At 41.2% G+C, this 22,312-nt stretch carries 16 protein-coding genes and 2 pseudogenes; 6 read left to right on the plus strand and 12 right to left on the minus strand.

Features of this window, described 5'->3' with window-relative positions:
• Positions 1-225: 225 nt before the first annotated feature.
• The 5 genes and pseudogenes from GD631_RS18020 to GD631_RS18040 all read left to right on the plus strand — a co-directional run.
• Positions 226-439 (plus strand): annotated as a pseudogene (locus GD631_RS18020) (AAA family ATPase); the annotation flags it as partial.
• Positions 440-542: 103 nt separating this feature from the next.
• A complete protein-coding gene (locus tag GD631_RS18025; RefSeq protein ID WP_143259919.1) occupies positions 543-1,427 on the plus strand; it encodes an Rpn family recombination-promoting nuclease/putative transposase in 885 nt (294 codons plus the stop codon).
• 881 nt (positions 1,428-2,308) lie between these two features.
• A pseudogene (locus GD631_RS18030) lies at positions 2,309-3,184 on the plus strand (helix-turn-helix transcriptional regulator); the annotation flags it as partial.
• A 174-nt stretch (positions 3,185-3,358) separates the two neighbouring features.
• Positions 3,359-4,018: a DUF4840 domain-containing protein gene (locus tag GD631_RS18035; protein WP_143259920.1), complete on the plus strand. Its 660-nt coding sequence runs from the start codon at positions 3,359-3,361 to the stop codon at positions 4,016-4,018.
• 124 nt (positions 4,019-4,142) lie between these two features.
• Positions 4,143-4,835: a DNA alkylation repair protein gene (locus GD631_RS18040; RefSeq protein ID WP_185911648.1), complete on the plus strand. Its 693-nt coding sequence runs from the start codon at positions 4,143-4,145 to the stop codon at positions 4,833-4,835.
• Positions 4,836-5,062: 227 nt separating this feature from the next.
• Here the strand turns inward: GD631_RS18040 and GD631_RS18045 are convergent, their stop codons facing one another.
• The 4 genes from GD631_RS18045 to GD631_RS18060 are packed head-to-tail and all read right to left on the minus strand — an operon-like array spanning position 5,063 to position 9,418.
• A complete protein-coding gene (locus GD631_RS18045; protein ID WP_143259922.1) occupies positions 5,063-6,394 on the minus strand; it encodes an ABC transporter substrate-binding protein in 1,332 nt (443 codons plus the stop codon).
• Positions 6,395-6,426: 32 nt separating this feature from the next.
• On the minus strand, positions 6,427-7,221 hold the full coding sequence (locus tag GD631_RS18050) for an ABC transporter permease (RefSeq protein WP_143259923.1): 795 nt from the start codon (positions 7,219-7,221) through the stop codon (positions 6,427-6,429).
• Positions 7,215-8,015, minus strand: coding sequence for an ABC transporter permease (locus GD631_RS18055; RefSeq protein ID WP_185911503.1), 801 nt, complete (start codon positions 8,013-8,015; stop codon positions 7,215-7,217). The genes GD631_RS18050 and GD631_RS18055 overlap by 7 nt, the downstream gene beginning before the upstream one ends.
• 11 nt (positions 8,016-8,026) lie before the next feature.
• Positions 8,027-9,418 carry a polyamine ABC transporter ATP-binding protein gene (locus GD631_RS18060; protein ID WP_143259924.1) on the minus strand — a complete coding sequence of 464 codons (1,392 nt, stop codon included), beginning with the start codon at positions 9,416-9,418 and terminating at the stop codon, positions 8,027-8,029.
• A gap of 138 nt (positions 9,419-9,556) precedes the next feature.
• On the opposite strand from GD631_RS18060, the gene GD631_RS18065 reads away from it, so the two are divergent.
• Positions 9,557-10,660, plus strand: coding sequence for a TlpA disulfide reductase family protein (locus GD631_RS18065; RefSeq protein ID WP_143259925.1), 1,104 nt, complete (start codon positions 9,557-9,559; stop codon positions 10,658-10,660).
• 137 nt (positions 10,661-10,797) lie between these two features.
• Here GD631_RS18065 and GD631_RS18070 read toward each other — a convergent pair whose 3' ends face one another.
• The 8 genes from GD631_RS18070 to GD631_RS18105 form a co-directional block, all read right to left on the minus strand.
• Positions 10,798-13,362: a glycosyltransferase family 1 protein gene (locus GD631_RS18070; protein ID WP_143259926.1), complete on the minus strand. Its 2,565-nt coding sequence runs from the start codon at positions 13,360-13,362 to the stop codon at positions 10,798-10,800.
• A gap of 36 nt (positions 13,363-13,398) precedes the next feature.
• Complete coding sequence (locus GD631_RS18075; protein ID WP_143259927.1) at positions 13,399-15,060, minus strand: glycogen/starch synthase; 1,662 nt, start codon at positions 15,058-15,060, stop codon at positions 13,399-13,401.
• A 202-nt stretch (positions 15,061-15,262) separates the two neighbouring features.
• Entirely contained in the window at positions 15,263-15,727 is a 465-nt protein-coding gene (locus GD631_RS18080; RefSeq protein ID WP_004316776.1) for a V-type ATP synthase subunit K, read from the minus strand.
• A 74-nt stretch (positions 15,728-15,801) separates the two neighbouring features.
• Entirely contained in the window at positions 15,802-17,619 is a 1,818-nt protein-coding gene (locus GD631_RS18085; protein WP_143259928.1) for a V-type ATP synthase subunit I, read from the minus strand.
• Positions 17,616-18,221: a V-type ATP synthase subunit D gene (locus GD631_RS18090; RefSeq protein WP_004297640.1), complete on the minus strand. Its 606-nt coding sequence runs from the start codon at positions 18,219-18,221 to the stop codon at positions 17,616-17,618. Before GD631_RS18090 ends, GD631_RS18085 begins: the two co-directional genes overlap by 4 nt.
• A 108-nt stretch (positions 18,222-18,329) precedes the next feature.
• Entirely contained in the window at positions 18,330-19,658 is a 1,329-nt protein-coding gene (locus GD631_RS18095; protein WP_004297639.1) for a V-type ATP synthase subunit B, read from the minus strand.
• Between the two features lie 31 nt (positions 19,659-19,689).
• Positions 19,690-21,450: a V-type ATP synthase subunit A gene (locus GD631_RS18100; RefSeq protein WP_143259929.1), complete on the minus strand. Its 1,761-nt coding sequence runs from the start codon at positions 21,448-21,450 to the stop codon at positions 19,690-19,692.
• Positions 21,451-21,467: 17 nt separating this feature from the next.
• Positions 21,468-22,310 (minus strand): DUF2764 domain-containing protein, encoded by an 843-nt coding sequence (locus GD631_RS18105; protein WP_143259930.1) that lies wholly within the window; start codon positions 22,308-22,310, stop codon positions 21,468-21,470.
• Positions 22,311-22,312: the final 2 nt, after the last annotated feature.

The following is a 22,312-nucleotide window of genomic DNA, read 5'->3' on the forward strand; positions in this document are numbered from 1 at the left end:
TTAAACACTGCCACATTTTTGTTCTTATCTTAAATATTATACGGAAAAACAAAAATGTGGCAGTGTTAATAATCAACATCTTAAGCCATAAGAAACCCTCTATTTTCTATAAGTTTACAAAAATCATCTATAGTCTTTTCACTTTTTATCAGATAAAAACTGCACTTTTTATAGCACAACTTATCAGATAATAAAACAACAATAGAGTTACACTTGTACATCCTGAAAACGGAACGTCACTACTCAGTGGTATTCTATCTAGTCTTCAAACTGATGGGACAATTCACACAGGCCGAAGTGTGCACCGTCAAAGGCTTTGAAGCCGATCGACGACAAGGGCTATCTCCTGCCTTATACCGTTGACGGCAGACAGCTGGTGAAAGTCGGAGTCGCTTTCGATGCCGAAAAACATAATTTGAGAAAATGGCTGATTGTATGATGCAGATCGGGGTCAACCTTTTTTTTAATTTTCAAATATAAAGTCAAAGAGTAGCCATTATCTAAAAAAAATCGTAGCTTTGCAATAGTCTAAATAAAATGATATGGAACAACAAGACAAATATATACGCTTTGACTGGGCTGTAAAAAGACTTCTCCGTCAGAAAGCTAATTTTGGCGTACTGGAGGGGTTTCTGACCGTCCTCTTAGGAGAAGACGTGAAAATCATAGAGATATTGGAAAGTGAAAGCAACCAACAAACAATCGATGATAAATTCAACCGGGTAGACATTAAAGCCAAAAACAGTAAGGATGAAATTATCATTGTAGAGATCCAAAACACACGGGAGCTCTATTATCTGGAACGTATCTTGTATGGAGTGGCAAAAGCGATCACAGAACATATCTCTTTAGGTGAACGCTACTACGCAGTGAAAAAAATATACTCCATCAGTATTCTGTACTTTGACATCGGCAAGGGAGAAGATTATTTGTATCATGGACAAAACAACTTCATCGGAGTGCACACAGGAGATAGGCTGGAAGTGACTACCAAAGAAAAAGATGCTATCGTCCATAAGATTCCAGCAGAAATCTTTCCGGAATATTTTCTAATTCGTGTGAATGAATTCGATAAAGTGGCTGTCACCCCATTGGAAGAATGGATTGAGTACCTGAAAACCGGTTGTATTCGCCCCGACACAAAAGCTCCCGGTTTGGAAGAAGCACGCAGGAAACTTATTTATTACAATATGTCTAAAGAAGAACAGCATGCCTACGACGAGCACCTTAGTGCCATCATGATACAAAATGATGTATTAGATGGAGCAAAACTGGAAGGACGCATGGAGGGGCGCATGGAAGGACGTATGGAAGGACGTATGGAAGAACGGCTCGAAATTGCCAGCAATCTGAAATCACAGGGAGTAGACATAACAGCTATCCAAAAGGCTACCGGACTTTCATCGGAAGAAATTCAAAAGTTATAAATAACCAGATATTACACAATAATGCATATAATCTAGAGTCGCATAAGAAAATCATGCGACTCTTTTTTTATCCCCATTGAAGATATTACAATCCGATATTGATAATTCTTCAATCAGAAATAGAAATATCAAATAAAAAAAACGGTACACTGCTTTCAGTCTTTTGTTAACTCACAGCAGCGCAATCCTAACAAATCGTAATTATACTTCACCATTTATCGCTATAAGCACACCAAACAACAACAAACCATCATAGAACATTCACAACATCATCCACTTGTTACAACTTATCATTATTTTTACTTCGCAGGAATAAATCGTACTTCCTTTCTAACTATATATGAGAAAATATAAAATGGTACTCATCGAGATATTTATCGATAGTACCGAATATGCCACACGCTCTCCCCCACCTGTATTTTCATACAATATATAAAACATTCAATAAACAAGAAATAGATCTATTATTGTTACTTGGAGGAAATTCACCATTTCCGAAAGAATGATTCAAACTGTTAGAATTCAGACTCTCTATATAGACTTCACCTTCAACTATTCCCCCTCAAGATATAAATAATTACGAGTTTATATTTTGAGTCTATGAATGTACAACTATGAGATCATAGTTACAGTGAATATCCTCTTTTATCCCCAACAAAGGAAATTGGTGTATCTCATCTAAGTGGCGCTATTAAAAACAAATTCATATGAAATATTCAATAACAACGTCGCCCCTCGTTCCTGTCATCATGGCTATAACTCTTATTTATCAATTAAACTTTATCCCACTGTTCATTGTAGAAGGATTTTCTATTTATTGTATTTACTTCTATATCATTCTTATACAAAAAGAAAAAAATCTTTCAAAAGAATACACACATAAAAGTATATCCAAATACACTCCCATACAAATCATAGCCAATCATGAAGAAAAAAAAATAGACTCTTTATTCTGTAAAAAGTCTCATAAAAGAAAGTCTGTTAAACCCACTGTACTACTTGCTGATAGCAATATCGATTTCAGATCTTACCTGGAAACGCATTTATCTGATCATTTTATTGTAAAAAGCTTCGGAAACGGTCTGGAAGCCCTGACATACATAAAGGAAGAATATCCAGACATTGTGGTCTGTGACACCATGCTGCATGGTATGTACGGCAATGAGCTTTCATCAAGATTGAAAACTTCCTGTGAAACTTCAATCATTCCCATTATCCTCTACGGCTCATATCTGAATGGAAGACAACGCAATACCAGAGAAACTTCTTTGGCCGATGTTTTTATAAATACGCCTTTTCATATAGAAGACTTAAAAATAGAGATGAACGTCCTGATTAAAAACAGCCGTTTTCTCCGAAAATCATTCCTACAAAAAGTATTCGGAGAACAATTTCTTAAAATAGAAGAGGAGGATGATACTTTGAGTGAAAAAAATTACACCTTTATCAACCTTGTAAAGGATTTCATTCTAAAAAATATAGATCAGGAAAATTTGACAATAGATGAGGTCGCATCCGAATTGTGCATGAGCAGGACCACATTTTTCAATAAATGGAAATCGCTGACAGGAGAAGCACCTAAATATTTTATATACCGGATTCGTATGGAAAAAGCCCGTGAACTGTTGGAAAGTGGAAAATACTCTGTTTATGTAGTTCCGGAAATGATCGGATTGAAGAATCTGAAAAACTTCCGCAACAAATACAAAGAATATTTTGGAATAACGCCCAGTGAATCTATTACGAAAAAACAATAATATACAAAGCCTTCTATTTGCTTAAAGGTCCCATCCATCGGGACCTCTGCAACAGTGTTCTTGCAAAAAAATATTCTGTTTTTTATTTCCTTGTGCAGTATTTTACAATTACCGGCATTTACCCTATGTACGTACACCTTAATTTTGAAAATTAATAATCTAATTTTAAACAGTATGAAAACTTTAACTGAAATAAAAAAAGTTCGTTGTTTTAATCGCTTAGTTTTATTTGTAGCCGCGTTAGGCCTGATAACCACTTTTACAGCATGTAGTAATGATGATGATTCAGACATTCCCGTATATTCTCTTAAAGATGTGGATGGAAATTATTCCGGTACCATGTTGACAAAGTCTGATCCGCCCGTTAACCCACAGACTAATTCCCCCAAAGAAGAACAACCGGAAGGAGCCACCGTTACCGCTGAAGTAAAAGACAATCAGGTTATGATTAAAAAGCTGCCGGTAGACGATCTGATCAAAAGTATCGTTGGTGAAGAAGCTGCCGGAATTATCATTGAGAATCTGGGCGATATCAATTACAACATTCCTTATACCGCTGCCTTTAATGATGACAGTAAAGGATCCATTCTACTTCAACTAAAACCTGAACCTTTGGAAATAAAATATACTCTCCCGACTCAAGTACAGGAAGACGGAGAAGAGGCTCCTCAAATTACGATAAAAGTAACCATAGAAGCGGAAGAAAAGGGCCAATATACATATAAAGACCAAAAACTTACATTTGTAATCAAAGCAACCAAAGTGGAAGTAGAAGGACAGCCGTTTGAAAAATTCTCGGCTACTACATTCAGTTTCGACATGGTCAAGAAGTGACTAATCGTATAAACTTTCCCAAAGTATTTTCATTATGATGGGAATTATCTCCAAAAAGAGTATGCCGTCACATGATGCGCATACTCTTTTTTTATACCTTTGTGAAATAACCAACTATATGAAAATGACTACAACAGAAAACATCCGGAAAGAATTACAAGCATTAGCAGATGCCAAATATCAGGAATTTCACTCTTCCCTCCTCCCGGGAGCTAACAACATTCTCGGTGTACGTATCCCCCAACTGCGAATCATGGCCAAAGAAATTATAAAAAAAGAGGACTGGCGTACATTTGTTGAGTCAACCGATACGAACTATTATGAAGAAACAATGCTTCAGGGAATGATTATCGGACTGGCAAAAATGGAACTTGAAGAACGAATGAAATATGTAGCGATGTTCATTCCCCGTATAGATAATTGGGCTGTATGCGACATTTTCTGCAGCGAACTGAAAACTGCGGTAAAAAAAGGGAAAGAAAACGTATGGCAATTTATCCAACCTTATCTGAAATCCTCTAAAGAATTTGAAATACGCTTCGGGATTGTGATGCTTTTCCACTATGTGGATGACGAACATATTGATTCATTACTGGAATATGCCGATTTATTCAATCATGATGCTTATTATGCACGTATGGGTATGGCATGGATGCTGTCATTGTGTTTCATCAAATTTCCTCAAAAGACAATGGAATATCTGAAACATAGTACATTGGATAACTGGACTTACAACAAAGCACTGCAAAAAACAATCGAGTCTTTCCGGGTAGACAAGGATACCAAAGATATACTTCGGAATATGAAAAGACGATAAAACAAAACACGGTGAACATCCTGCCATTAGCATTCCGTTCACCGTGCTTCTTATTCTTTCAAGTTTATATTCCTCTTACTTTTCAGGAGTAACCAATTTTTTAATTGATTTTATATTCAGATACAGTGTGCATAGCCAGTCAATGCAAAGCATGACAAGGTCACAAATGCAACCAGTATTTTTTTCATTTCCGTGTTTTTTTATTTTATCTTTATAATCCGGAAGAATTAACTCCTCTTTATCTTTTTCCTTCTGCTTCTGCGCCTCTGTTGTTTCTGGCGGCTGTAACGCTGCCATCTTTTATAAATCATCCAGCCACTCATCAATGCAACAACGACAAAGATAAGAATAGTTATACCAACCCCCAAATTATCACCCTTAATACGCGACCAAATATCAAGAACTTCTTTTGTCTGATCGCCAAAGTCACGAATCATGGCACATCGTTCCACCACTTTGCGATCCGGGTATTGTATCTTATCAATTTGTATGCTGTCTGCACCCGGTCCGAAAAAGTAACTTAAATCGGCATAATAATGGAGGGTCGTATCTATTTTCTCTTCCAGTATGTCGGGCGTAGCTATGGAACTTACATATCCGCAGAAATCCATATTCCGCAAAGCAATGTCCGGACGGCACATAAAGTTGATAAAATAACTGGCTGCTTCCGGATTTCTGGCATATTTCGGAATCACCCAACCGTCATACCAGATATTGCTCCCTTCCTCGGGAACTTCATAATCCAAGTCCACTCCTACCGCATTTGCCTCTTCAATCGCCCAGATTGCGTCACCGCTCCAAGTCATATTCAGCCAAGCTTTATTCTTCGTCATCATCTCCTTACCGAAATCCGCTTCCCAACCGGCAATATTCGGTTTCAAGGCTTTCAGGTATTTTTCGGCCAGTTCCATCGCACGTGGAGAGTAGTCGTTCATCAGCTCTTCTACTGTCACCGTTCCGTCTTTCAACTCCTTCGCATGTGCATAGATGACGGCTGTTCCGTAAGCATCACGATAACTATCCTTCATCAGGATTTTTCCGGCGTACTTTTTATTCCAAAGACAATCCCAGGACAACGCTACCGAATCGGGTACATAGGCTCGGTTATACAGAATTCCAGCCGTTCCCCACATATAACAGACAGCATAGCGGCTCGCTTTCTCACCCGGTTGGCTCAATTTATTGATTTGTTCGCGGATAAACGGAGCTACATTATTTATGTAGTTAGGAGAATGTGCAAAATTCGTATCGATGGGCAGTAGCAAATGTTTCTTCAACATACGCTCGATGATATATTCCGAAGGACAGACCACATCAAAATCCTCATGCCCCTTTTCAATCTTCGTCAGCATGATCTCGTTGATGTCGAATGTCTGGTAAACGATACGTATATTCTCACCGGTCTGTTCTTTATAATATGCCTGGAAATCCTCGAGTACACCTTCGCCGATGTAGTCTGCCCAGTTGTAGATTTTAAGAACCCGCTCACGAGGTTCACCGGAGTTGTAGCATCCGGTCAAGGTCAGTAAGAGCAGGATTACGGGAATTATTCTTTTCATTTTATTTACGTAGTAGCACATTTGATGGTCTATTAATCTTTTTTCTTCGTTTTTCCTGCCCGGTAATTGATGGCAATCAACAACGCCAATACCACGACAAAAATGATAGCCGAAAGCGGACGAAGTTCCGGGGTCAGTCCTCCCTTACGGGCATCGGCGTAGATGTAAGTAGAGAGTGTCTCCAAACCTTGATTACCAATGGTAAAGACAGTTACGGCAAAATCGTCAATGGACAGGGTCAATGCAAGCATAAAACCACTAATCATTCCCGGACGAATCTCGGGAACAATGACTTTCCACAAAGCCTGCATGGGAGTCGCTCCCAAGTCAAGAGCAGCCTCATAAATATTCGGATTCATCTGCTTCAAACGAGGCAGAACGCTCAAAACAACATATGGCGTACAAAAGGTAATATGAGCAAGCACTACGGTTGTGTATCCTTGCGTGATTCCCAGAGACACAAACAAAAGAAACAGTGATATACCGGTGATAATATCACCATTCAGAATTGGAATACTGTTCACAAATCCAATCGCTTTGCGTGAACGGGCTTTCAGGTTGAATATACCGATAGCGGCAATGCTTCCCAATAATGTAGATGCGGTTGCAGCCAGCAGGGCGATAGTAATTGTATTAATCAGTGCATTCATCAACGAATGATGAGCACCGGTAGTGAATAGCGAAGAATAAAGTTTGGTAGAGAACCCTGTCCAGTTACCCAATACTTTCGCCTCGGTAAATGAATAGATCACAATGATTACAATGGGAGAATAAAGCATGAGCAGCAATATCCATAAATAGGTCTGTGCAAATATCTTCTTTACCATAGCCCGCCTCCTTCGTTTGAATTTTCCTTATCATCGGTACTGAACAGAGAAGTAGCAGCAATCAGCAGCAACATAATAAGCGAAAGTGCCGCTCCATAGTTCCACATGCTGTTATTGATATTTTCCTGAATCGTCGTACCAAAGAGTTTGATGTTATTCATCGTCAGCAACTCGGCAATGGCAAATGTTGATATAGTCGGCATGAACACCATCATAATCCCGCTCATCACACCCGGCATGGAAAGCGGAAGAACTGCTTTCAGAAAGACTTGCACCGGATTGGCTCCCAAGTCTTGTGCAGCTTCAATATAACTATGATCCATCTTCTGCAACGTGTTGTAGATGGGATAGATCATAAAGGGAATAAAATTGTATACCATACCGAATATCAATGCTCCCTCTCCCAACGGTACACTGAAAAAGTCGAACAAGGCAACAGTGGCAAGGGTACGCACAAGAATATTTACCCACATCGGCAGGATAAACAGTACGACCATCGTCTTGGAACGGTTCAGTTTACTGTTACTCAATATCCATGCGGCAGGATAACCCAGTAAAATACAAACAAGGGTGGTAATGATAGCAATACCGATAGAATATACAAAGGTATTGATTGCTTCGGGATGTTCGAAGAACTTCTGAAAATTGGCGAGTGTCAAATGACCGCTATCATCGGTAAAGGCGTATACGACAATTAAGAACAACGGTATGATCACAAAGATCGCCGAAAAAATAATGTAAGGGAGAGTCCAACTCTTACGTGATGACAAAAAGACTATAAACTTCTTATTCACTTCCTTTCCTGTTAATCGGTTATTTTAATTATACGAATAGCATCTGGAGGAATGGTGATACCTACACGGTCTCCGTCATCCCATACATCGTTCGTATCTACAAATACATTCTCGTCCCAGTCTGACAATACAGTCAGATGATAATGGTCACCCTTGTAAAGGATGAATTTCACCTCACCTGTCAGCGTCCCGTCTTCTTCATTATCCTGAAGAATCACTTTTTCAAAGTCTACTTCCACTTTGACATTCGTATCGGCAGCTATATCTTCCACCGGAGTACATTCAAAGTTACAACCCAGAAATTCCACATGAGTGGCATCCCGCAATTTTCCTTCAAATGTATTGCAGATACGCTCTTTCTTCATGATATGAATATCAAACGGCTTCACCAGCAGTCCGACTTCCGCTCCTACTTCAAAATGATGGTAATCCTGTACCAGGAATTCATATCCGCCACACATCACCGTCATTTCATAATGCACACCTTTGAAAATAGAAGTTTCTACCACGCCTACCAACTGCGCCATATCCGAAACAGGGAAAATATAAAGATCTTCCGGACGGATGACTACGTCTACCGGAACATTTTCACCAAATCCTTCATCCACACATTCAAACTCCGTACCGCAAAAGCGTACCAGCTTATCATGAATCATGGTACCATTGAGAATATTACTTTCTCCGATAAAGTCGGCGACAAAAGCGTTGATGGGTTCATTGTATATATCAATCGGTGTACCGATCTGCTGAATCTTTCCTTCACTCATCACGACAATCGTATCACTCAACGTAAGTGCCTCTTCTTGATCATGAGTGACATAAACAAATGTTATACCCAAAGATTTATGCATTTCTTTGAGCTCCATTTGCATATCCTTACGCATTTTCAGGTCGAGCGCTGCCAACGGCTCATCCAATAGCAACACCTCCGGCTCATTCACAATGGCACGGGCAATGGCTACACGTTGTTGCTGACCGCCGGACAGAGAATCCACATCACGATATTCATAATCTGTCATCCCTACCATTTTCAAAGCAGCCTTCACCTTCTTTTCAATGGTCTGTTTCGGCGTCTTTTTCAACTTCAAGCCGAAAGCAATGTTATCATATACATTCAAGTGCGGGAATAAAGCGTATTTCTGGAATACCGTATTCACCGGACGCTTGTGGGGAGGGGTTTGTGTTATTTCCATCCCCGAAATTCGGATCTCGCCTTCCGAAGCTGTCTGAAAACCGGCAATGAGACGCAACAACGTGGTTTTACCGCAACCGGAAGGACCAAGTATAGTGACAAACTCGCCCTTTTTCACGTTCAGAGTCACATCATCCAATGCTGTTTTATCGCCAAAATACTTCGATACATGGCTCACCTCAATAATGGATTTATCTTCTTGCATATTCATACTAAAGTTTGGGCTGCAAAGGTACACATTTCTGCGGTTTCCACCTACGTGTTAATCTAATATAACAGTGTTTTTCGATGCCCAACAGAAAAAAAATCTATCTTTGCATAAATATTTATTCACTAATTTTACAAAAGCATGAAAAAGTTAACTTATTTAGTTATTGCAACGGCAGCGTTAGGCATGGTAGCTTGTACGGGCGGAAACAAAGCCGGATACGTTGTCACAGGTACGGTAGAAGGTGCAAGCGATGGTGACACCGTTTATCTTCAGGAAGCTACTGGTAGAAATCTGACCAAACTAGATACAGCTGTTATCACCAAAGGTACTTTTACCTTTGAAGGTACACAAGATTCTGTGGTTAGCCGCTATGTCACTTGCGAAGTGAACGGAGAACCATTGATGATTGATTTCTTCCTCGAAAACGGAAAAATCAACGTTGCCCTGACCAAGGATAACGATGCTGTGACCGGTACTCCGAACAATGATGCGTACCAGGAAATCAGAGCTCAAATCAATGACATCAGCAAGAAAATGAATGCTGTTTATGAGGCAATGGGCGATACTTCTTTAAGTGATGAGCAGAAAGAAGCCAAACAAAAAGAGGGTGCCCAGCTGGAAGAACAGTATGACAAAGCAATCAAAGAAGGTGTTAAGAAGAACATCACCAATCCGGTTGGAGTATTCTTGTTTAAACAAACGTTCTACAATAACTCTACTGACGAAAATGAAGCTTTGTTGCAACAAATTCCTGCTAATTTCCAGAATGACGAAACAATCGTAAGGATCAAAGAGATGACTGACAAGCAGAAAAAGACTGCCGTAGGTACTCAATTTGTAGATTTCGAAATGCAGACTCCGGAAGGAAAGACTGTGAAGCTGTCTGACTATGTGGGAAAAGGCAAAGTGGTATTGGTTGATTTCTGGGCTAGCTGGTGTGGTCCTTGCCGTCGCGAAATGCCTAATCTGGTAGAAACTTACGCTAAGTACAAAGGTAAGAACTTCGAAATCGTAGGCGTATCTCTCGACCAGGATGAAGCTGCATGGAAAGAAGCAATCAAGAAGATGAACATGACTTGGCCGCAAATGTCCGACCTGAAATTCTGGCAAAGTGAAGGTGCACAGCTTTATGCTGTAAACAGTATTCCTCACACTGTATTGATTGATGGCAATGGCAAAATTATCGCTCGCGGTTTGCATGGAGAAGAACTTCAGGCAAAAATTGCAGAAGCTATAAAGTAAGCCCAAAGGTTAAAGAGAAGGTAATTTCATCCTGTACATCATGAAATAGCCCCTGCAATTCGATCGATTGTAGGGGCTATTTTTATTATACAGAGAAGTAAGGAAGTAACACTTCCCTACTCCACCATTTCAAGCTATTAGATAAACCAACGTACGTAGCAGAAATCTTGACGGTGTGGAAGTTCCGGATTCTTCGGGAACATACGGTAAGACACCTTGAAGCTACCTGCATTTGACAAGCTGTGTTTAACTTGGAATGTATACAAGTTACCTTCTTTCTTGATTACACTAAACGGTTCTACAGAGTAAATATGTTGTTTTCCGTCTGCAGTTGCGTAAGTAGTAACCAATTCAAGTCCCACTGCATCATTCAAGCCTTTTTCATCGATCACGTAAGTAATAGTATATTCTTTTCCGCTTTCGATATCACCGTTCTTCAAGTCTTCTACCTTGTCGCAAGATACGATTTCAATAGCATCCCATTTAGCGACCACATCTTCTTTCCAAGCTGCAATTTCTTTTGCTTTCGCATTATCATTAGCAGCCAAAGTTTGGAAACGTTTCGCCAGTTTGCAATAGAATTTGCTATAGTAATCATCCAACTGACGCTTCATTGTATAATGAGGAGCGATCTGTGCGATAGAATTCTTCACCACTTTGATCCAGCCTTCAGAATATCCTTTCTTATTACGTGCGTAATACAACGGCAAGATTTCAGTTTCAAGAATACTGTAAATAGTAGCAGCATCCAATTGATCCTGATGTTCCTGATTCTGATAAGTACGTTTTTCTGTCAACGCCCAACCTGCACCCTCACGGTAACCTTCCAGCCACCATCCGTCTAATACAGAGAAGTTAACAACACCGTTCATCAAAGCTTTTTCACCCGATGTACCGGATGCTTCCAACGGACGAGTCGGAGTATTCAACCAGATATCAACGCCGGAAACCAGACGACGAGCCAATTGCATATCGTAATTTTCGAGGAAGATTATCTTACCCAGGAATTCCGGACGGCGAGAGATCTCGATAATACGCTTAATCAAACCCTGACCTGCACCATCGTGCGGATGAGCTTTACCTGTAAACAGGAATTGTACCGGATAATCAGGATTATTCACAATCTTAGAAAGACGCTCCAAGTCGGTGAACAACAGGTGTGCACGTTTGTAAGTAGCAAAACGACGACCGAAACCAATCAGCAATGCATTCGGATTGATCTTATCCATCAATGAAACAATACGGGAAGGATCTCCCTGGTTCTTCAACCATGTATCGCGGAATGACTTACGGATATAGTCAACCAACTTATTCTTCATAGTTATGCGAGTCTTCCAAATCTCTTCATCGGGCACATTGTAGATAGCTTCCCAAATCTTAGGATTAGATTGATCGAACCAGAAGTTTTCGTTGAAATATTTAAAGTACAGTTCTTTCCATTCAGTTGCACTCCAAGTCGGGAAGTGAACACCATTCGTTACGTATCCTACGTGGCTTTCTTCCGGGAAATAACCTTTCCAAATAGAAGAGAACATTTCTTGAGAAACTTTTCCGTGCAGCCAGCTCACACCGTTCACTTCCTGTGAAGTGTTACAAGCAAAAACAGACATACAGAAACGTTCGCCCTTATCACCCGGATTGTTACGTCCAAGATCCATCAAGTCATCCCATGAAATACCCATTTTGGAAGGATAACCACCCATATATTTGCCGAACAGACCTTCATCAAAATAGTCGTGGCCTGCAGGAACCGGAGTATGAACAGTGTAAAGAGAAGAAGCACGAACCAACTCGATAGCTTGATCGAAAGTCAATCCTGTAGCTACATAGTCGCAGATACGCTGAACATTGATTAATGCAGCATGTCCTTCATTACAGTGATAAACATCTTTCTTGATGCCCAGTGCTTTCAAAGTCAGGATACCACCGATACCCAACAAGATTTCTTGTTTCAAACGGTTTTCCCAGTCGCCGCCATAAAGCTGGTGAGTGATAGGACGGTCGAATTCACTGTTCATTTCATTATCCGTATCAAGCAGATACAAAGAAATACGTCCAACGTTTACACGCCATACGTTTGCATGAACAAAATAATCAAGATAAGGAACGTCAACTATCAACGGCTGACCATTGGCATCCATTACACGTTCAATAGGAAGTTGACCGAAGTTTTGTGCTTCGTAGTTGGCAATCTGCTGTCCATCCATAGACAACGTTTGAGTAAAGTAGCCGTAACGATACAAGAAACCTACCGCACACAAATCAACATTGCTGTCAGAAGCCTCTTTCAGATAGTCACCAGCCAATACACCCAGACCACCGGAATATATTTTCAGGACGCTGCTCAAGCCATATTCCATACTGAAATAAGCGATAGATGGGCGTTGCTCATCCGGCTTCACATCCATGTAATCTCTGAATTTCGTATAAACTTCATTCATTCTTCTTAGAATCACTTTGTCCTTTGCCAGCGCTTCCAGCTTTTCATAGCTCATACGTTCCAACAACAGTACTGGATTCTGTCCACATTCTTTCCAAAGTTCCGGATCTAGATCTCTAAACAGTTCAGTCGCTTCAAAATTCCATGCCCACCAAATGTTGCGTGCGATTTCAGACAACTTCTCCAACTCTTCCGGTATACGTGATTTTACAGTAACCTCTTTCCAGTTGGGAGTATTCACATTACTAACTTTGATTTTCATAATGTTTACGTTTACTTATTGATAAATAATTCTTTCTTAACTCAACTGACGCTTCATAGCATTGCGCAAGGCAATGTCATAAGCCTCATAGTAATATTGTATAAAATGCTTCCATAAAGCCTGTTCTGCCACTTCGGCAGCACGCTTACGGATTTCCTTCACTTCTTTCTCTGTCTTATCCGCAAATAACGTGATCGTATCTTTGATACCATCCGCCACTTCCGAATAATTATAGTCCGAACGATGCAGCACCTCTACCCCATCATTAATGCCATGCTGGTTCTTCAGGCTGTTTACCCAAAGTCCGAATCCTGCCAGATCAGTAGTGATTGTCGGCACATGGAATGCTACACTTTCCAGCGGAGTATATCCCCACGGTTCGTAATAAGAAGCATAGACACTCAAATCCTGTCCCAACAATATATCATAATATTCTTTATTCATGATGCCATCACGACCATCCAGATAACAAGGTACAAAAATCACTTTAACCTTATCTTCCGAACGATTGCCCATTCCCAGATATTTCAACATGTCCAACACCTGGTCATGAGTCATATTATGCAGCCAATGAGTGATAAACGGAACTTCGAGCGGAGTATCAAACTTCTCCTTGCTCTTCAAACGTCCCTGCAAATCCTCACGGGGTTCTCCTACCCAACCGGGTACATTGATGAATGCCAAAACATTCTTATGCAGGTTCTTATCCCTGTTCAAGCGGTTTAATGATTCCAAAAAGACATCAATACCTTTATTCTTAAACTCATATCTTCCACTGGTTCCGACAATTAACGTATCATCACCCAGATTTGTTCCCAATAATTTATTCGCTACATTGAGCATCAAAGCACGCGCACGTTTACGTTTTCCAGTAAATGTGCTTCCTTTCGGTACGAAATCATCTTCAAAACCGTTCATCAGAACAACATCTGCCGGTTTATCCAGTAATTCCTTACACTCATTATTGGTTATTTCGCTCACCGTCGTAAAACAGTCTACGTAATGTGCAGTCTGTTTTTCAATCGAGTGTTTCGATTGCATATTCAGTTCCTGCGCCATCTGATCGCCATTATAAGCAAACAAATAGTCGTACAACGGTTTATGATTACCGGCAATAGAACGACCGATAGAAGTAGCATGGGTCGTAAAAATAGTAGCCACCTCCGGCACAGCTTCCTGTACATAAAGTGCTCCCATTCCAGTCATCCATTCATGTGCCTGATATACCACCTTATCTGTTTCTGTCAGGTTGTAGCGATAGAAACTCTCTACCACTCTTCCCGCAGCGTATGAAAACATAGAAGCTTCGTCGTAATCGCCATAAGCGTGCAACGAATCTACTTGATAACGATTCCACATTTCTGTGTATATATCGTCTTTCTTTTCAAAAAAAGGTTGGAAATCAACAAGAATGACTATGGGTTCACCGGGGATATTCCATCGTCCTATACGGACAGAAAGTTCGTCTTTCTCAAATGCATGCTTTTTCCAAGCAGCACATAGGTTATCCGACTCGATGAATAGAGGATTTTCTTTTCCTTGCCATACATCAGGACCTATGAAGAAAATTCTGTCGCGGAACTTTTCCTGCAATGTATTTGCCCGTGTCGACAAGACGGTATATATCCCTCCCACTTTATTACATACTTCCCAGCTGGACTCGAAGATATAATCGGGGGTTAATAAATCTTTTACCATATAATATATTAAAACTCTTTTTAGTATGCGAGTGCAAAAGTACACATTATTCTTTGAAAAATAATACTTTATGCGAAAAATATGAGTTAAGAAGAGGAAAGAAACGTTGCCCTATAATGAAAAAAGAATATCCCCTTGTACATGCAAAGCTGCATGTACAAGGGGATTGAAACTCCTTTATAAGAAATATTCTTGCTAAAAATTATGCTACGAGTGCACTACCGATCAAGAAGGTTGCAGCCAAAGCAACGATTGCATAAAGCTCGGGGAATACAGCAAGAATCAACGTATTACTAAATACATTGTGTCCCTGTCCGATAGCTGCGATACCATTTGCACAAACTTGTCCCTGACGGATAGCGGAGAATAAGGCAACCAATCCTAAAGCAATACCCGCACCAAGAACTGCTGATGCCTGAATAGCTGTAATTTCAGGAGTCAAAATACCGAAGATAGTCTGAAACATGAAATAACCGGCAAAACCATAAAGACCCTGTGTACCCGGAAGGGCTGTCAATACCAGGAAGTTACCGAATGCACTATCATTCTTCTTCAATGCTCCGATGGCAGCATTACCTGCAATAGTTACTCCGTAAGCACTACCGATGCCAGACAAACCAACCATAATCGCGATGCCAATGTAGGCGATAAACAAATTCATTTCCATAATCTTATTCTATTTTTTATTGTTTAATTCTTAAAATATTAATTCTCTATTTCTAATTTTTAATCTTCAGTTTTTTAATTTCTGAACGGTTTGTACTCTTTACCGCCTCCTTCATATCCGGAGTTCTTGAAGAACTCAACGAACGTCAGACGCATCGGGTGAACCATTGCACCCAGCACATTCATGAAAATATTGATTGCATGACCAATCACGAAAATCAGCACCATTACAATCGGGCCTGCTATTACATTATCCGGACTCATACCCACTGCCAGACTGTTGAACACTCCCGCCAGAATACCTCCGGAAAGTCCGAGGGCAAACAAACGAACGTAGGACAAAACATCTCCTAGCAAACCGGTAACCATGTTGTATGAATCCCATAATCCCAGTCCGATATTCAGGAATATGTTCTTTCCCGGACTGTTATAAAGGAAGATCATAGCAGCCGAAACACCCAGGATTATCAAGTGCACCGTGCTTCCCATCGGCATTATGTCCGGTAACAAAGCTGAAACTGCCATTGAAACCAGCAGGATGATCCATCCGATAGTTGCCACTGCATATTTGAAACCAAACTGAATCGTCTGATTCACAGCCTTCAGCACCATACCGAATAGAATCTGGATAGCTCCCAATATCAACGATAATTGGAACATATCATTATTATCCATCATGACAGCATGTTTCAGGCGTTGAATAATCGGCCAATCCAAATTGTAGATGTTCGCTCCGAAGAACGTACCAGTCAGCAAACCGCAGAAGAACGTTGATACCGCCAATACCTGTATCAATGAGATGATTGACTTCATTGACGGAGTTACTTTCTTCGCCATCAACCGATAGGCCGTAGCTCCCAGGAACAGGAACAAACCATATCCGGAATCTCCCAGACAAAGTCCGAAAAAGACCATAAAGAATGGGGCAAAGAACGGCGTCAAGTCCAACTCATTATACTTCGGAAGCATATACAGCTTACAGATCGGTTCAAACCAAGCAAAGAATCCTTTATTATTCAATCGAATAGGAACATTATCGCCCGGCATCGGATCGGTAATCTCATAATATACATGTGCGTCATTCAGATAAGCCTCTATCTCCACTTGACTGAATGCAGGCGCCCATCCTTCAATCAACATCAGTTTGTCACCGGCAGTCTGCTCGGAACTTAACACAACTTTAGAGAATTCAATCTGGCTTTGCAACTCTTTCAGAGCAACCTTCAATGAAGGAATATCCGTTTCGGAAAGCGCAACCAGTTTCTTTTCATTCTCTTCAACGGCCTGTTCTGTTGTATTGTAAAGCGTTTCAAGATGTGCCAAAGAGTATGCAGGTAATTTGGCCTGCTCTACATCCAAGTCCACTTCCTCTCCACCTTTCGTTACAGTCACGAAAAATACTTTAGAAGAAATGCGGTTCACAATCATTGCATTGTATTCCGTTTCCCACTCTTCTTTGTAATTTCCTTCCGAACAGCTATAGAAACCGATTACATAACCGGCATCTTTCAGCTTCTGAACATCTGCCGGTTCAAAGTTACCCCAAGCTTCCAGAGCTTCTTTTTCTTTGGCATAGCTTTGCAACTGCTGTGACAGCTTTCCATGCTCTGTTTGTAAAGCATCCACTTCGTCCAGCACTTGCATTCCACGGGCAGCCGTTCCTCCTTCCGTAGCAATCACGGCATTCTTTTCATGCTTCTGATTCTGAAGCAACTTCAAAGTAGCCGCCAAGCGGTTGGAAAGACGAATGTTCTCTTGCAGTTCTGTATTATCGGCAGCCCCCTGTTGTTTCTCCACAACATGGACTACACCAAGTTCCCGCAGGCTGTTCAAGAATTCTTCATACTCTTTGTGATACACCAGGAAAGTGAGTTTCTTCATTTTTGTAATCATGCCTCTACCTCCTTCCTTTTTTCTTGATGGGACTTCATGATCTTTTGCGAAGATTTCGACAGGTTTTCTTCATCTTCCATAAATCGCTTGATCTTTCGCAATGCATCCTGATAGCCCGGTATCTGCACCTTCTCAAAAAGGTTCACCTTTTGAGTGGTCTTTTTCCTTGCATGTTCTAACAAGTTCAGCTTGGCAAGCATAAATTCACGTTCAATTGCCGTATGAGCCAGCTCTTCCAACAGGTGGATACCGTCGGCATACCACTTGGGAGCATTAAACATACTGTACGGACGTATCTCGAATTCTACATTCTCGAGCAACGGTACGCGCACACCCGCAATCTTTTTCACGCCAAGATGAACATCATTCACCTTTATTAATGAAGCGTCAAACTCATTCCAAAGGGCGAACATGGCTTCATAGGCTTGAATTTGTTGTTCGAGCCTATCCTCCAGATCGGCAGCTTCCGTTTTACAGCGTTTCACTTCCATGCGGAGGGCACTTTCCTTATTCTTAATGATAGGAAGCGTACGCACCCGCACTTTCAGTTGCTTTTCGAGCTGCTGAAGAGAGGTTTTGTTATATTGAAACTTTATAGCCATCTCGTTGATTTACTAATTTAACGATTTACAATCAGACGATTGAAATTACTTCTTATAAACATAGATAATCCACAAACTTCAACCGTAAACGGCAAATCGCCTAATTGTCTAATTATTTTGTTTTGGCCAGTATTGATCCACCAAGTCTTTCTTGATATTCACTTCTTCCGGACGGAAATATTTACCGAACAAGCCCCAGGCAACGTCCAGCATTTCAGTTGTATCAAGGTTAACATCAATAGCCAATAACTGATTGGAATAGTCCTTCGCAAAAGCCAACGTACGTTCGTCGTAGTTTGTCAGGTCGAAACCATTTTCCATCTTCGTCTTAGCGTTAGCAGCATCGGCATAAAGACGTACGGCAGCATTCATCACCTGCGGATGGTCCTTACGCGTCTTCTTACCGGTAACCAGCTGTTTCAAACGAGACAATGAACGGAACGGGTCAACAATAACCTTACCAATATCACTATCACGGCGCAGGAACAACTGACCTTCTGTGATGTAACCCGTATTATCAGGCACAGCATGAGTAATATCTCCACCGGACAAAGTAGTCACCGCAATAATTGTGATTGAACCGCCGGAAGGGAATTGCACCGCTTTTTCGTAAATCTTTGCCAAGTCCGAGTAAAGTGATCCCGGCATAGAGTCTTTAGACGGAATCTGGTCCATACGGTTGGATACGATTGCCAACGCATCGGCGTAGCTCGTCATATCTGTCAACAGTACCAACACTTTCTCATTATTATTTACAGCAAAATATTCAGCTGCAGTCAGTGCCATATCCGGAATCAGCAAACGTTCTACTGGCGGGTTTTCGGTCGTATTCATGAAACTCACGATACGGTCGAGCGCACCGGCGTTAGAGAACACATTCTTAAAGTACAAGTAGTCGTCATTCGTCATACCCATACCGCCGAGGATAATCTTATCCGTTTCAGCACGTAAGGCCACGTTTGCCATTACCTGGTTGAACGGTTGGTCCGGATCGGCAAAGAACGGAATCTTCTGACCGGATACCAGTGTATTGTTCAAATCGATACCGGCAATGCCTGTTGCAATCAGTTCCGACGGTTGTTTACGTCGAACCGGATTCACAGACGGACCACCAATTTCTACTTCTTGTCCTTCAATGTCCGGACCTCCATCAATCGGGTCACCGAAAGCATTGAAGAAACGTCCGGCCAGCTGCTCACTCACTTTCAATGTAGGCGATTTGCCGAGAAATACTACTTCGGCATTAGTCGGAATACCTTCCGTACCTTCAAATACCTGCAAAGTGACATCGTCACCGGCAATCTTAACCACCTGCGCCAGCTTACCGTCCACGGTGGCAAGCTCATCATACCCTACCCCTGTCGCTTTCAACGAACAAGTAGCTTTGGTAATCTGAGTAATCTTGGTATATATCTTTTGAAAAGCTTTTGTTGCCATCTTACTTATTTACGATTTAACAATTTACGATTTACGATTGAAGTTTCCTCTCTTCAATCAATTCCTTCAGTTGTTTCTGGAATCCTTCATACTGTTCTGATTTGAACTTCGAGTAGTTCATCTGCTTACAGATATTAATCATCTTCTTGAAGTAGTCCATTACTTCGTTGAAGTTATCAAATTCAAATTCCGTATGACAGATGTCGATTATCATATTCAGAATGTCTTCCTGACGTTCCATCGGAGTTACCGCGTCAATTTCATCGAAAGCATCCTGTTGCAGGATTACAAAGTCAATCAATTCAGATTTCCAGAAGATCACGTGATATTCTACCGGCACACCATCGTCACCAAGAATATTGATCTGTTCGGCAATTTCCTTACCACGTTGTAAACGGGTCTTAAGTTCATTGACTTTTCCGATCCATTCATCGTTGATATGATCTTTGATATACTCTTCAAATTCCGGGTATTCGATATATTTTGAATAAGAATCAATCGGATTCACTGCCGGATAACGTTTTTTATCAGCACGGTCCTGTTCCAAAGCATAGAAACAACGGGCTACCTTCTTCGTATTTTCAGTCACCGGCTCTTTCAAGTTACCACCGGCAGGAGATACCGTACCGATAAATGTAATAGAACCCGTTTCGTCATTGTTCAGTTTTACATATCCCGCACGACCGTAGAAGTTAGAGATAATAGCCGAAATATCCATCGGGAAAGCATCTGGACCAGGCAACTCTTCCATACGGTTGGACATCTCACGCAAAGCCTGTGCCCAGCGGGAAGTAGAGTCAGCCATCAACAAGACTTTCAATCCCATTGAACGGTAATATTCTGCCAATGTCATCGCTGTATATACAGATGCTTCACGGGCAGCTACCGGCATGTTAGAAGTATTGGCAATAATAATAGTACGCTCCATCAACTTACGTCCTGTGTGCGGGTCTACCAGTTCGGGAAACTCGGTAAAGATTTCCACAACTTCATTAGCACGTTCACCACAAGCTGCAATGATAACGATATCCGCTTCCGCCTGCTTAGAGATAGCATGCTGAAGCACCGTTTTACCTGTACCGAACGGACCGGGGATAAATCCCGTACCACCTTCCACAATCGGATTCAGCGTATCAATCACACGTACACCAGTCTCCAACAATTTGAAAGGACGCGGTTTTTCCTTATAATTCGTCATCGCACGTTTTACGGGCCATCTCTGAATCATAGTTACAGGAATATCATTACCTTCTTCGTCTGTCAGAATTGCGATGGTGTCTTCTATCTTATAATCACCTTCCGGCATGATTGTTTTTACGGTAGCCGTTCCCTTCATAGTGAACGGGGCCATTATTTTCAACGGCTGAAAGTTCTCATCCACCTGTCCCAACCATGCAGAAGCCTGCACTTTGTCACCTACATTCACCAATGGTACGAAATGCCATATACGCTCTTTATCCAGCGGATACGTATATTGTCCTCTCTTCAGGAAAACTCCGTCCATCTTGTCGAGGTCATTTTGCAGACCATCATAGTTTTTCGATAACATGCCCGGACCTAATGTCACCTCAAGCATGTGTCCTGTAAATTCGGCTTCGGCGCCCACTTTCAGTCCACGGGTACTTTCGAACACCTGGACATATACATGTGAACCTACAACCTTAATCACCTCCGCCATCAACTTATCGCCACCGGTCGAGATATAACAAATCTCATTTTGAGCTACCGGTCCGTCAACGACGAGGGTCACCATGTTGGCAATAACGCCACTAACAGTTCCTTTTGTTGCCATATATTTCTTTAATTTTATTATCTGAATTCTGCAGGAATCTGCACTTCGTTCTTCAGCGACTCAATAATGTTTCTGAACAACTGATTACCTCTTTCCTTATCCAGTGAAATCCACCTTTCAATCATTTCCAGCTTCAGCAGGAAAGCGAAAATACGCTCAATAGTGAAATAGTCGAAGAAAATAGCATCCTCCATCCAGTTCCACCGCAGGGCATCCAACTTCTTCTCACGCTCCACCAATTCTGTAATCTCACTGATTTTCACTAACGATTCAAAAACATCCACTTCACCGGAGAGTCCGAAATCGCGGGCACTCGATGTACGCAATGCTTCACATACTTCCGTATTTCCCACAACATTAGAAGCAATATCCCATTTGAATTTACGGCTGGTAAATGCAACTAGAATGTTATTGATGTTCAGATTGAATTCAAACCAGGCAGAAACAAACTTATTCCCACACTGCATAGCATACTCATAATACAAAGCAGCCAGATGATCTTCGTGCAAAGTCGTACTTTCAGCCGGAGTATTCAAATAATCAGTTATAAAAGTGGAAAGATAGACCGGAAATTCTTTAGGACTGATTTCTCCGCCTTCTCTCAGAATAGAAATATATTCTGTGAGCTCTTCAGCAGAGTAGTTTCCCCGTTTGTCGATTTCCGCTTCTTTATCTTTGAGAAGTTTCAGCACATTTGCATTATCAAACTTCAGATAAAACAAGTCGATCAACTTCCGGTCTGAAGCAGACAATCCATTGTAGATTTCAGTTTTAAAATCGGCTACTGTATAGCTCAGCTTGCTGTCTTCCAGCGAAAGTTCCGGCAAACCTGCTACCAAGTAATAGTACTTACTACTCATAG

The organism is Bacteroides luhongzhouii, from assembly GCF_009193295.2.
Classification (GTDB): domain Bacteria; phylum Bacteroidota; class Bacteroidia; order Bacteroidales; family Bacteroidaceae; genus Bacteroides; species Bacteroides luhongzhouii.